The following is a 13,873-nucleotide window of genomic DNA, read 5'->3' as shown; positions in this document are numbered from 1 at the left end:
CAGAGAAATTAGATTGATTGATTTCCTTTTAGAAGGATTAACTTATGATTTTTAACTCTCCAAAAACTAACAGCGACCATTAGCCCACCTAATAATATAGTAAACATAAAAGGTGAGAGAGGGGAAAACTGGTGAAGAAATGCTCCCATCAATGGGCCCAGGGCCAATCCTAAGCCTTTACTGACGCCATTGATTCCAGCTATTTTCCCCTGTGTATTCTCATCACCACTGAGACTTAATAACGCGAGATTTCCGGGAAAAAGTAAACCCATTCCACCTCCCAGAATTGCCATACCTAAAAATAACCACAGGTAAGAATCTGCAGAAGCAGATATAACTAAGGCTACAACTTGAATTATACAACCACCTATTAGTAACTTCTCAGGGGACCATGAAAGTAATTTCATTAACACACCCTGAGTTATAACCATAACTGTCATACTGGTCATCATTACTGCACCAGTTCTTTTAAGTGCCTCTCCCGAGGAATAACCAAATTCATCTTGTAACCTCAAACCAATAACTTGCTGTAATGTTCCATAAATTAGCAGACCACAAAATGTTATGAACAACATTGGTAGCAGATTCTTATAAGATAATTTAAATTTTGTATTTAATGACGAACTTCCAATTTCCTTTGATTCTTGTAGATTATTGCAGCCTAACCACCACAATATTAATAGACTTAATCCAACGATCGAGAAGCCTATTGCAATGGAATGCTTACCAATAAGCATTGCTATGAAACCACCAACAATAGTACCAACTCCGAATGCAGCACCCATTTTACCCATTCCTCTTGCGCGGTAGTCACGAGAGGTGAGATCAGCAATAAATGCCTGAGCTGCCGGCATAATGCCTCCAACCCCGATTGCCTGGCATAACCTTAAGCAAAGTATAATTAAAAAGACAGACGCCACAGTTATATGAAAAGTTAGCTTTATATATATAGTACTTGCGGTCAATATCAAAAATAAACCCGTGACCAATATACCAATAGATATAATTTTTTTTCTTCCATAAATTTCACTTTTAACCCCCCAAAATGGAGCCGAAATCATCATAGCGAGAGAGGAGACTGTTAATATAAAACCGGTTTGAATATCTGTAAGCCCCAAATTTCTACCAAGTAAAGGAAATGTTATAACAAATAGACTGTGTGCTACTCCATTGGCAACCAGGATAAGAAGTAATAAATTAATGTTTTGTGCTTTCTTAAAAGACTTAACTGATTCCATACTCACAGTACACTTCCTGTAGTTTTTCATTATTCCTAAATTCAATAGGAGTGCAGCTATATCTCTGTTTAAAGGTCTGTGCAAAATGGCTTGCACTGCTAAATCCACATAAGAAAGCAATATCTGTAATGCTTCTTTGCTTATCTTTTAACAGTGATCGTGCTCTCGCCAACCGATAATCTCTTAGCCAACCAAATACTGTCTTGCCAAAAGTCTTTTTGAAGGTTCTATTTAATCGACTATGGCTCATCCCTACTATTCTTGACATTTCCTCCAGCGAAGGGACATTAGCTAAATCAGCCGTCATCAAGTTTATTATCTTGTCCATTTCGGATGATTTTTTTGCGACGGGAGTATCATCAGGTGCAAGTTCAGCGAGAGGTCTCAACCATCGAGCCAATACATCGAGCGTTTTTGCCTCAGCACTCAAACAATCTAAAGCCGTATTAAAAGGGTTTCCCATTAAGTCTGAAATCCAGGATTCATTTGCTTCTTGATAACCCAGCCTCATAAGCCAAGGTGTTCCATTATCGGAAAAAATTCTAGATTTATTAGGAAAGGCAAAACCGACACGTTTTGTTGCATATTTGATTACAACCATCTCATTCTTTTGCTTAGAAGGTGTATATCGAAAAAGCTTACTGCCTCCGGTATTCACCAACCAAACATCACCAGGTCTAATCAAATAATTTATATCATTTTTGGAAAACCCAATGGAACTAACTCCTTCAAATCCAAATATCAGTAGTGTTGTATTTTTTTGATAGCGAATACACGAAAGATAGTGGTCATTAAACGTACAGCTACTTCCAGTCAAAGTAATATCGTCGCATATTCTACACGTCGTGAACTCCGTATCGCCAATTTCAGGTGGCAGAGAAGTTTGGCTCCACTTGCCCTGGGCCCTACCTGTCTCTTGTAAGTAATTATCAGAGACAATAAATGGTACGCAACCATCAATTACAGACTTTTTCCCGCACAACTCCATTTGATCTAATCCATCTATCCATCAAATTTTCACATGAGAATACATTAGATCACCTTCATTTCAAGGAAATTAAACTAACTACCTTTCATTTTCTACAGGTAAGAAACTAAATAGGATGTTATTTATCTAAACTGTTATTTTGTGACTTATCTATCTTGATTATTTGTTGAGTAAAGTTATACAAGATCTGAAGAGAGGTTAAATAATCACCTACTTAACAGCCTGGGGCAGAAAATATCTAAAGTTTCAAAATTTCACTCTACTTTATGCCATTGATACTTTTGAAATATTCTTCCACCCATACTGGAAACTATTCTTCTACTTGAACTTTCTTGTCAGATTCTATCTAAATTATGGCCCACCAAGCCATCTTTAGGAGATTCAAGAACTCTCTATTTTCCACACGAAAAGTAAGTGTTTTGTATGCAATGTCGCATCAGGCATGAGGAGGAGAGGAACACTATTTCTATACTGAGGTTACTGTTATGGTACTTCTTACTTGAATATCGTCAGCAGTCAGCAGTCAGCAGTCAGCAGTCAGCAGTCAGCAGTCAGCAGTCAGCAGTCAGCAGTCAGCAGTCAGCATCTTTCCATTCTTATTTTCCCATATCTAGATTACAGTTTTCCTATGCTAAACCGCTAGAAAGCCCTTTCATCTATTCAGGGTAATTATTTGTCAGACTTCTTGAGAGGTGCTTCGTTCATGCAATTAATCATACTACCTGCTCTTCTCAATACTGAAGCCTACTTAAGAAAGAACTCACAGCTTATCCTTTAAATCTGTCGGATAATCGAAATTTCTTAGACATCACTTCTACTTTTCAGCAGAATCAGTGGATATTTTATGGTTGCATAATGTTCGCCATTTAATCCTATTTGGCAACTGTAAATACCGGTTGTTCTACCTATTTTGGATGAGAAAAAATAATTTACTTTATGCTATACAAAACTTTTAACAACAGGCTAATGTAGGCTAGGTGGTTAGCTTGCCCTTTCATATAAGTCCTATTCCTGACAAGCTAAATACCACAATCCAAAATATTTTAAAATCTAAGATACATTGTCAATATCTATACATCACCCCTGAATTTAAAAATTCATAGTAATCATCAACCAAAATTTATTTGTATCAGATAAATAATCTTTTGCATTATAGGTTGCATATTTCACCATACCGGACAAATGCTTACTGAATTTGCGATTATATCTGACACTCCACTCACTACCATAAAACGCGCTTCCCTGATTGGCTTCAAAATTATGATAACTAATGCCCAAATTCCCACCGATCAGTTTTAAGTTGGCAGTAACATACAAATCTTCAACGCCTTTTGCTGGTGTTTTTCTGAATTTATCTGTAAATCCTTGAAATTTATGGGTAGTTGCAAGTGGTGTACTGAAACCAATACCGTTGTTTGCTCCCAGTATCTCGTAACCTATTTTCCCCTTCATTTTTCCTAAGGTGCCTGTAATCTCAGCTAGATAATAATTTGCTGAGTAATCATTAAGGTTTTTATTAATATTTTTCTGGTGTGCGAAACTCAAACGGGTTTCAAAGGCACCAAAATTTCCCAGATAATCCATACCGTAAGTACGACTAGAATCATTTATGGCATTATCGAAGTCTAGATTATATAAAAATACAGATAGTTGATGTTTTATTAAAACAGGGTAGCTAGCTCGAAATAGGTGGATATCCCCTTTGAAATCTGAAAAGTTGCTATCTTCTCCATAAACACGATTGATGTTGTAGATATAGCTGTGATCTAACTGTAATTGACCCGGATTACCATATTGATAGCGTATACCATCGTATGTTCTTTCGTTCTGACGCCAGCTTGCTTTACCCTCCATGCCACCAACAAAGCGTGGGTTATTTAAGTTAATACGCTGATTACCTACCGTAACTTTCAATTGTTCTAAATTATATCTCAAGTACACCTGATTAATCTCTGTACCTTTGGGGTCAGCCACAACCGGATATTCAGTCTTACCATTAACCGTAGAGTTATACTTATCTACACCAATCTCACTCACATTGTCTAACTCAAGGAAGAGGTTCACCCCCTGAAAGCCACCACTTCTCCAGTTAATACGTGTTCTTAAAGTAGAGGCTACTGCATCTTCATACATATTATCTTGTTCGACATACTCTGTACGGTATCGAAGGTTCACTCCAACCTCACCCGACTTTAGAACTTCTGTTATTTTGTTGGTATTACCACCGTTAGCCTCTACTCTTTGAGTATTGCAAACACTTAGGATGAGTATTGTTACCACCATGTATAAATTATTATTTTTCACTCGCTAATCCTTTGCACATTTTAATAAGCTCCGCTACCGGATAGTATCAAAACTCAAACATCCTACTTATCAAACTACGGTAGCTTGCTAATAGTTAGATACCAACCTTATCGGATCCCGAATCATGAACCAATAAGATAAATAACCGGTCAAGATTAACCTTAAATTCGTCTCATGTCATTTTTCCAGATTCAGCATCATAAAAATGCGGCTTCATAAATTACTAGCACCGATAATTACTAACCTCCCAGCTATTCTCTTGCACTATTTTCAGGTTAAAAAAACCACCTAAATGATCACCTCCACCAACTTTATGAAGGGTTAAAGCCTGAAGTGGGGTTGTAAAAAAGTCGATCCCGTAATAAACCTGCTTCACAAAAGGAAACCCATAATATAACTAGATGTACCACCCCTTAGAATTTATAGTAATTATGAAACAGCGATTGCAGTAAGGATTACTTTGAAAGAGATAGAGATTACACAAAAAGACAACCTTCATTTAACGCTACATCTTTCATGTAAAGATGAATTAAATACCTCCTCTTACCGTATAAAGCCATTAAATAGTAAAGCTATGCTATCAAATGAAAACTCAAAGAATTTGGCGTTGATGAACGTCAGATATCTAACGCGTATATATTCAAAAATTTCTTTTTGTGCTTAGAAATTATTCTTGAAGTTAAAAGTTTAGCCATCCAGTAACGTCGGTCTTAGAAAAGGATTATTTTGAGTGCAGTACAAAATTTGATTGGAACAGCTCAGAATATTTCTTCTATTTAATAATATTGCTAGATTTAAGTAACAGCTGTAATTGTACACTTTTACAGATTATTAACTTTTGTATCATTCATTTAAAATTTAGCCAGGCACCTTAGATGAAAGCTAAATGAATGAGCTTGGAGACAAAATTAAGTTATACCCATCTAAGGAGATCTCTAGTTTCCAGCCGTTACTGAATATACATATACTCGATGCCCTAGTAGAAGGCTACTCGCTACCGTAGGGTCTGGGACTATATGTTCACTCATATCCTTTGTTCGCACTTAAAGCCATAACTTCTTCGGCTCACCCAGAACAAAATACCTCAATATCCCACATTACAGGATTTAACCCACTTTTTGCGCCAAAATTTAGCAGTTTCCCCGCCCAAAACCCGCAGATTGCCCCTACTCGCGCCGATTGCTAAGATGCGCGCCTGCCGCTATGGCCCGGCTTCCCCTCTGGTTCCGTATTGCAACACTGGGGCTGCCAGCAAACCGATTCTCCCAAGCGTTACCCTCGCCTATCCGCTACGCGGAGGCCCGAGGCTTTCCACAGGAAAAGCGGTACCGAGGCCAGGTGCTATTTTTAACCGCGAGCGCACCGCGACGACTCCCTGCGACTACAGGAACGAAGTTTATGACCCAACCATCGCTGCAGCAGTTGGAACAACACGACGCCTTTATCCATCGCCATATTGGCCCCGATGCCAAACAGGTAGAGGCCATGCTGGAAACCCTCGGAGTTGCCAGCCTCGAAGAGCTGATCGAGAAAACCGTGCCCGAAGCCATTCGCAAGACTGATGAGCTGGATCTGGCCGATGCAATCAATGAAGTTGAGGCCCTCGCAGAGCTGAAAGATATCGCGGCGCGCAACAAGATCTACCGCACCTTTATAGGTATGGGTTACCACGACACCATTACCCCCAATGTGATCCTGCGCAACGTGCTGGAGAATCCGGGTTGGTACACCGCCTATACCCCTTACCAGCCGGAAATTGCCCAGGGCCGCCTGGAAGGCCTGCTGAACTTCCAGCAGATGATTATGGACCTCACCGGTATGGAACTGGCCAACGCCTCCATGCTGGATGAAGGTACCGCAGCAGCTGAAGCCATGGCCATGTGTAAGCGCCAGGTCAAACGCAACAAATCCAACACCTACTTTGTGGACCGGGACTGCCACCCGCAGACCATCGCCGTAGTTAAAACCCGCGCCGAGCACTTCGGCTTCGAGGTCGTTGTAGGCGATGTGGAAAAAGATATTCCCGCCGAACTGTTCGGTGCCCTGCTGCAGTACCCCGGCAGCACCGGTCGCGTACGCGACCTGACCGACATCATCACCAAGGTGCACGAAGCCAACGCACTGGTAACCGTGGCCGCAGATCTGATGAGCCTGGTAGCCCTGCGGGCACCGGGTGATATGGGTGCAGACGTAGTTGTTGGCTGTAACCAGCGCTTCGGCATCCCCATGGGCTACGGTGGTCCCCACGCCGGTTTCTTCGCCTTCCGCGAAGCTTACAAGCGCTCCGCACCAGGTCGTATTATCGGCGTTTCCGTCGACAGCAAAGGCAAGCGTGCCCTGCGCATGGCCATGCAAACCCGCGAACAGCATATTCGCCGCGAGAAAGCCAACTCCAACATCTGTACTTCCCAGGTGCTGCTGGCGGTAATGAGTGCTTTCTATGCGATTTACCACGGCCCTGAAGGCCTGAAAACCATCGCTGCCCGCATCCAGCGCCTGGCAGATATTCTCGCTTCCGCCCTACAGCAGGAAGGCTTCAATCTGGCCCACGACAGCTGGTTCGATACCCTGAATGTCACCGTTGGTGCCAAGCAGGAAGAGGTTTACCAGCGCGCCCTGGCCGCTGAGATCAACCTGCGTAAAATTGGTGAAGACGCCCTGGGTGTGAGCCTGAGTGAGACCGCCACCCTGCAGGATGTGTCCGACCTGATCAATGCCTTTATCGGCACCGAACACAGCATCGATCTGCATACTCTGGACAGCGAAATTGCCAGCAAGGGCTCTCTGGGTGTACCCGCCTCCCTGGTGCGCGATACTGAATTCCTAACTCACCCGGTGTTCAACACCTACCACTCCGAAACCGAGATGCTGCGCTATCTCAAGTCTCTGGAAGCCAAGGATATCGCCCTGAATCACTCTATGATTCCCCTGGGCTCCTGCACCATGAAGCTGAACGCCACCGCCGAGATGATCCCAGTCACCTGGCCCGAGTTCGGCAAGCTGCACCCCTTCGCACCAGTTGATCAAGCGGAAGGCTACGCGGAAATGTTCCGCCAGCTACAGCAAATGCTGTCCGCCTGCACCGGTTACGATGCGGTGAGCCTGCAGCCGAACGCCGGTTCACAGGGTGAATACGCAGGCCTGGTTGCTATCAAGAAGTACTTCGAAGCGAAGGGCGAAACCCAACGCGATATCTGCCTGATTCCCGCCTCTGCCCACGGCACTAATCCGGCTTCCGCCATGATGGTGAGCATGAAAGTGGTTGTGGTTGCCTGTGATGATAAAGGCAATGTGGATATTGAAGACCTGAAAGCCAAAATCGAAGAGCACGGCGACCGCGTTGCCGCACTGATGGTCACTTATCCGTCCACCCACGGGGTGTTCGAAGAAGGTATCCGCGAAGTTTGCGACCTGGTACACCAGGCTGGCGGCCAGGTTTATATCGATGGTGCCAACATGAACGCCCTGATCGGCGTCGCGGCTCCGGGCCAGTTCGGTGGTGACGTATCCCACCTGAACCTGCACAAAACTTTCTGTATCCCTCACGGTGGTGGCGGCCCCGGTATGGGCCCGATCGCTGTTGGCGAACACCTGAAGCCCTACCTGGCGGCCCACCCGGTGACTGAAGTACCGGAAACCAATCTGGATAACGGCACCATCTCCGCCGCTCCCTGGGGCTCCGCCAGTATCCTGCCGATCAGCTGGATGTATATCCGCATGATGGGTAAGCAGGGTATGAAGCAGGCTACCGAGATGGCAATCCTGAACGCCAACTACGTAGCCAAGAAGCTGGGTGAGCACTACTCACTTCTCTACACCGGCACCAATGGCTTTGTTGCCCACGAGTGCTTGGTTGACCTGCGCCCGCTCAAGGAAGCTAGCGGTATCACTGAAGAGGATATCGCCAAGCGCCTGATGGACTTTGGCTTCCACTCCCCTACCATGTCCTTCCCGGTAGCCGGCACCCTGATGATCGAGCCTACCGAAAGTGAATCCAAAGGTGAGCTGGATCGCTTTATCGAGGCTATGGCAACAATTCGCCAGGAAGTGGAAGATGTAACCAGCGGTAAATACACTCCTGAGGATAACCCTCTACACAATGCCCCTCACACCCTTGAGGACGTCATGAGCGATGAGTGGACCCACAGCTACTCCCGCGATATCGCCGCACGCCCAGCGGCGTGGTTAAAAGAGCACAAGGTGTGGCCTGCTGCTAACCGTATCGACAACGTATACGGCGACCGCAACCTGATCTGCTCCTGCCCTCCTATCGAGAGCTACGCCGAGTAGAACCCAACACTCTCACAGGTGGATTTAAAAGCGGGCTTTATGCCCGCTTTTTTCATTTTTATTGGGTCGAATTAAACTTCGCCCACCCATAAAGTACTTTCTTCCTCTCAGCTAATGGTAAGGAACACCCAATGAAAAGCGGCAAACAAAGAAGAATCGAAATTAAGCAAGCTCGAAGAAAAAAAAGGGAAGCTAAATAGAGGCAAGATCCTTGATCAGTTCAGTGGCCCATTCCCGACTGGGCTATTGCGGTAGATAGGGCAGCAATTGTGCACCACTCTTACTACATTGCCATTCCTCTCTACTACCTGGATCAAGAATTTCAATGTAAAGATTGTGGCTCAGAAGAAGTATGGACAGCAAAGCAACAAAAATGGTGGTATGAAATCGCCAAGAGAGACTTTGAGACCTCTGCGATTCGCTGTCGTCCCTGTAGGAAAAAGAGAAACCAAGCGAAGGCAGAACAGAAAGCTCATATGGAAGCGATGGCAAAGAAAAAGCCACACCCCAATGAGGCCTTCTTTAAAAAGAGCTTTATTAAAAAAGAGTAGAAGTGTATCCGCCAAGAGTCAGAAACAACTCCTTAGGAGCTGAGTATAAGGGTTGTATTTCGGAGTGTTTACTACCCACTCCGAAATAGATTTACTAAAGAGAATTAACTAAATCACAACTATCAATATTTTTGAACTACTTAAGGCAACTAGGAACCGCTGAAGTACCTGGCCAAACTGTAGAAAGATAGCTGCTAGAATCTTTAGTCACATTAAATATCATTGTGCCGCCACCAAGGTTATTATTTTCGTTACAGGAGGCCAAAGCACTTGCGGTAGATGCACCATTCATCACAGTGGAAGCTCCAACACCCAGCTTAGACTTATCAACACCCAGATTGATATACTTCTGGATTCTTGATGTACAACTTGAGCCCAACCAATAGCTCATCTCCCAGCCATAAGTTAGTTGATCGCCCAGTTTCTTGCCATTCCATTCAGCCTGAAAAGCATCGGTATCACTCCAGAGTGCTTTGGAAATGATTTTATTCGGCATTTTCTCTCGCAATGCACTAGTCACTTTTACCAGGGAGTCAGAATAGGTTTGGCTGCACTGTGAGTACTCATCATCAATATCAATACCATCCAGACCATATTGATCCACTGCATCTTTCAACTGCTGAGCAAAGTCATCAGCGGATTGCTCATCGGCAAAACAAGACCAACCTGCATTTTGGTGATTTCCGAGAACACTGAGTACCACTTTCGTACCCTTGTCTTGCAAGTCTTGTACTGTACTCAAATTGTTATTGAGCAGGTCTGACACTTGGTCATTAAAATGCAAGACCGCTTTCTGACCATCATAATTAATATTTGCCGCAAAGATCACAGCTATATCGAACAACTGACTGCCATCGCTCTCTGTAAAACAGCCCGCATTTCCCAAGTTATTACTGTTAACCTCTACGTAGGCAACTTTGGGAGCAGATCCACTTTCCTGAGGAGTATCTGATTTACACAGTGTTGAGCCCAGCTCACGGATTTCATTCTTGCGTGAACCACATCCATAGCCGCTGCCATCCATGGAGGCATTACCGGCAAGGTTTGCAATTTCCCAGTCTCCCAGAACAGAGCACAGCTCATCTTTATAAATTTGTGCCTCAAGATAGGTAACCGGGTCTGCATCGGACGAACAACTGCTGCCACTAACAACATGTGGTACTGAAGGTTCAGACTTACATAGTGTCTTGGAGATTTGGCGACTTTCATTATCCGTCAATTGGCAATTGTCACCCAGGTGCTCTATTGAAGCCCCTCCTGATAGACCGACAAGATCACCACTATTGAGAAGACCACAAAATTCATCAGGATAATTAAGCGCTTCAGAATAGCTTACTTTGGTAGCATCAGAGGGACATACGCCTGAACTGACCACTTCAATATCTGCGTAGGCACCAGCCTGAAATAAAAAGGTGGCACAAGCAGCTTGCATTGCTCTAAGTGTTGGTTGTTTCATATCTATGCTCATTTTTTATTATGTAGTTATGTGAATTTTACAATCTAACATCTAAAGTCAAAAAATGGTGTAGTGCATTTGCTCTACACCCAATACTACGATCAACGAGGTGTTAGAATTTATAGTTTGCACCAATATAAAATCGGCGCCCAGAGTAGTTGTTGTATGTCATCCGATTTTCCTGTTTCCAATATCCCTCCGCCACTTCTTCAGTTAAATTGATAATAGAGGCAGAGATATTAAAGTTATCAGTGAAGGTATAGGTTGCATTCAGATCCAACTGTCCGTAGTCCTTATCGTATACCGCATACCCACGATGTAAACTTGTAACCCTGTCATCCACCCAATTATAGGAGGCACGAACACCGAAATTTTCATTCTCATAAAATGCAGATAAATTATATTGGTGTCTCGCGGTACCAGGTATCTCAGCTTCGATTGACTCATTAGCAAGAATGATGGTGGAAGTGCCGGTATCCGTAAATGTATAGTTGGCCATAAGACCGAAGCCGCTTTCGAAAGCATGCTGGGCAAACAACTCCACCCCTCTAGAAGTTGCGTTTCCTCCCCCTATCTGCCCCTTCATTTCCACTTCAATAGGGCCATTACAACAATCGTGCTCACGCTCAACAATTTCAGTTACTTGGATTGGCAGATTGTCAATATCTTTGTCAAATAAAGTTACACCCAATGCAGAACCATCGGCGTAATACCACTCTAGGCCCAGATCGAACTGCTTGGAGATCATGGCCTCCAGATCCGTATTCGCAAAGAAGCCACTTCCTCGCCCCGTCCACTCATCCGGAGAAACAATATGAACTGGTGGACCATAAGTTTCAGCCTGCCCCAAATAAGCGTAACTCACCCTTGACATGGCTTTAGAGGCTGTAAATCGTATTACCAGATCATCAGTTAGATCCCAGGCAACATTCAAACTTGGCAAAAATTCTTTTGTGGTATTACTGCGGGAGTTAGCAATAACTTCATCCGATTCCATTCCAGTAATATCATCATACGTTTCTGTAGATAATTTTGTGCTGACATAGCGAACCCCCAAGTTTCCGCGGAAGTCTCGCCATATAAAATCAGCTTGGGCATAGGTTGAGAATATTTCTTCATCAATTGTATAAGTGCCAGATAGTACTGGCATAACAGTGAGGTTGAAGTTTCCACGCACATAGTCCATCAAGGCATCGGTATCAAATGCCAGATAATCAATTGCACCTGTATTACCAGCACTATTATCAACTACCTTATCGCTAATTAAAGTTGAAGTATCTGGGTGGTAATCAGGATTGTGGAACCATTGATCGCCAGATAACCAACCTCGGTAACCGCCATTATCATCAGTCTCGTCATCCCAGCGATAGATATCTCTATAGGATCTAGCCTCATGATCCCTATACTTTGTGCCCACATAAAACTTATTAACAATTCCCCAGTTAGTATCAAATGCCAAATCTAGCTGATAGTAACTCTCTTCATCGCTATTTTCCGTAGCATCTGAGCCAAACCAGTCATAGTAGGGATAAGCTTCAGTATCTTTTGTGAGATCTGTGGAAACTTCATAGCTCGGCTTACCATCTGCAATTGACCAAAGCCAGCTATCCACGGAACCATAACGAGCATCCATATTAGCGTATGTGAGTTCAGAAGTTCCCCCCTCTGCTTCTGTATGCCCAACATTTATAGCCGCGGTATAAAAGCCCCCTTCATAGATAACTTCAAAATCATAAGTATTAGATTCCGATTCACCCTTGCGGGTATAGCCTGTCAGCTGGGGAGACATCAAACCACGGTATACGTCTACACCGCCATTTACATCTCCATCGCCCCAGTTATTTTCATTAAGGTCACCATTGTCGTTAAAACCATAGGTGACGACTGTATCTCCATCCACTTCAATGCCATAGTATGCATCGTCATGATCATTCCATTCCGCAAATGTCAGGCTTTGAGTATTAGTGTCATAGCCAAGCTTGGAACCGAAATAAGCAAAACCAAACTCCAGGCGTTCAGTGGGTCGCCACTGTGCGGCAAGCTGGTATCCATCACGGGTTCGGTCTTCCTTAGAGTTGTGAATACTGACCTGCGTGGGCGCCCACACATTGTTGAAAACTTCTTCTGTGGTCTGGTCAACAAGAGCTGACAAATCTGCATTTTCATCAGTATCTGAGTGCAAACGCCAGCCACTTGCATAATTGGTAACTCCGGTTACGCCACGGTCCTGGCTGGTGTACCCCACTAAAATACCAAAAGTTTCGCTCTCATTTTTCCAGGAGTAGAAAGCATTATATTGTGGGTCCCACTCTTCGGTAGTATCTGAATAAGTCGCCTCTGTGGTGATTACACCTTGTCCAGCATCAAGATCAAGAGGTTTGTGGCTATGTAGGATAACGGTACCACCGACACCACCTTCATCAATTCTTGCCTCGGGGCTTTTATAAACCTCTGCCCTACTGATCATACTGGAGGGAAGTAATAAGTAGTTAAAATTTCTGGAGGGAGCTCCACTACCGGAAGTAGCAATGTAATTTCCATTTAACTGGGTGAGAGTCCACTCTGAGCTAGTTCCCCGAATACTAACCGTGCTACCTTCACCACCACTGCGATCGATAGTGACACCTGGCACACGCTGGAGAGAATCAGCTACATTTTTATCGGGGAACTTACCAATATCTTCTGCAGTAATAGCATCTACTACTGCAAGGGAATCCCTTTTGATTTCAAGGTTTTTGGTAGCACTCTCAAGAATTCCAATGACTTGAACCTCTTCAATTCTCTCATCAGAGTCCGAAGTATCTTCCGCGATTGCCATGCTGCTAACGACCAGCGAGATAGCAGTAACCATAGACTTCTGCCTGAAACCTCTGCTCCAGGTATTAACCCTTTTTCGGCTATTCTTCTTCATTATTTTCATAGCATCCCAACTTTCTATTTTTTCTCTCACCGGTTCAAAAAATGCCAGCCCCTTCAAAGGGCTGGCGTAAAACTGTCAGGGGACCCTAAACCCCAAAAAGACAGTTCATTTGTTGAGCACTAAAAC

At 43.9% G+C, this 13,873-nt stretch carries 7 protein-coding genes; 2 read left to right on the top strand and 5 right to left on the bottom strand.

Annotated features, from left to right (window positions below; translation table 11 throughout):
• Positions 1-8: 8 nt before the first annotated feature.
• From ACJJIO_RS14275 to ACJJIO_RS14265, 3 genes are all read right to left on the bottom strand, one after another.
• Entirely contained in the window at positions 9-1,238 is a 1,230-nt protein-coding gene (locus ACJJIO_RS14275; protein ID WP_444910998.1) for an MFS transporter, read from the bottom strand.
• Positions 1,225-2,226: a helix-turn-helix domain-containing protein gene (locus tag ACJJIO_RS14270; RefSeq protein WP_252084770.1), complete on the bottom strand. Its 1,002-nt coding sequence runs from the start codon at positions 2,224-2,226 to the stop codon at positions 1,225-1,227. Before ACJJIO_RS14270 ends, ACJJIO_RS14275 begins: the two co-directional genes overlap by 14 nt.
• 1,089 nt (positions 2,227-3,315) lie before the next feature.
• Positions 3,316-4,530 carry a hypothetical protein gene (locus ACJJIO_RS14265; RefSeq protein ID WP_444908856.1) on the bottom strand — a complete coding sequence of 405 codons (1,215 nt, stop codon included), beginning with the start codon at positions 4,528-4,530 and terminating at the stop codon, positions 3,316-3,318.
• Positions 4,531-5,928: 1,398 nt separating this feature from the next.
• On the opposite strand from ACJJIO_RS14265, the gene gcvP reads away from it, so the two are divergent.
• Complete coding sequence (gcvP, locus tag ACJJIO_RS14260) at positions 5,929-8,820, top strand: aminomethyl-transferring glycine dehydrogenase (protein ID WP_444908855.1); 2,892 nt, start codon at positions 5,929-5,931, stop codon at positions 8,818-8,820.
• A gap of 269 nt (positions 8,821-9,089) precedes the next feature.
• On the top strand, positions 9,090-9,371 hold the full coding sequence (locus tag ACJJIO_RS14255) for a zinc-ribbon domain-containing protein (protein ID WP_444888171.1): 282 nt from the start codon (positions 9,090-9,092) through the stop codon (positions 9,369-9,371).
• A 136-nt stretch (positions 9,372-9,507) separates the two neighbouring features.
• Here the strand turns inward: ACJJIO_RS14255 and ACJJIO_RS14250 are convergent, their stop codons facing one another.
• Positions 9,508-10,827: a glycosyl hydrolase family 18 protein gene (locus ACJJIO_RS14250; protein WP_444888170.1), complete on the bottom strand. Its 1,320-nt coding sequence runs from the start codon at positions 10,825-10,827 to the stop codon at positions 9,508-9,510.
• Positions 10,828-10,939: 112 nt separating this feature from the next.
• Positions 10,940-13,678 carry a TonB-dependent receptor gene (locus ACJJIO_RS14245; RefSeq protein WP_444908854.1) on the bottom strand — a complete coding sequence of 913 codons (2,739 nt, stop codon included), beginning with the start codon at positions 13,676-13,678 and terminating at the stop codon, positions 10,940-10,942.
• Between the last annotated feature and the right edge of the window lie 195 nt (positions 13,679-13,873).

It is taken from the genome of Microbulbifer mixtoriginis (SeqCode) (genome assembly GCF_052467235.1).
This window is presented reverse-complemented; position numbering and strand designations above follow the sequence as displayed.

Excerpts from the sequence above, each read along its gene's own strand:
- ACJJIO_RS14275 (WP_444910998.1), bottom strand. The coding sequence starts at position 1,238 with ATGGAATCAGTTAAGTCTTTTAAGAAAGCACAAAACATTAATTTATTA.
- ACJJIO_RS14270 (WP_252084770.1), bottom strand. The coding sequence starts at position 2,226 with ATGGAGTTGTGCGGGAAAAAGTCTGTAATTGATGGTTGCGTACCATTT.
- gcvP (WP_444908855.1), top strand. The coding sequence starts at position 5,929 with ATGACCCAACCATCGCTGCAGCAGTTGGAACAACACGACGCCTTTATC.
- ACJJIO_RS14250 (WP_444888170.1), bottom strand. The coding sequence starts at position 10,827 with ATGAAACAACCAACACTTAGAGCAATGCAAGCTGCTTGTGCCACCTTT.
- ACJJIO_RS14245 (WP_444908854.1), bottom strand. The coding sequence starts at position 13,678 with ATGGTTACTGCTATCTCGCTGGTCGTTAGCAGCATGGCAATCGCGGAA.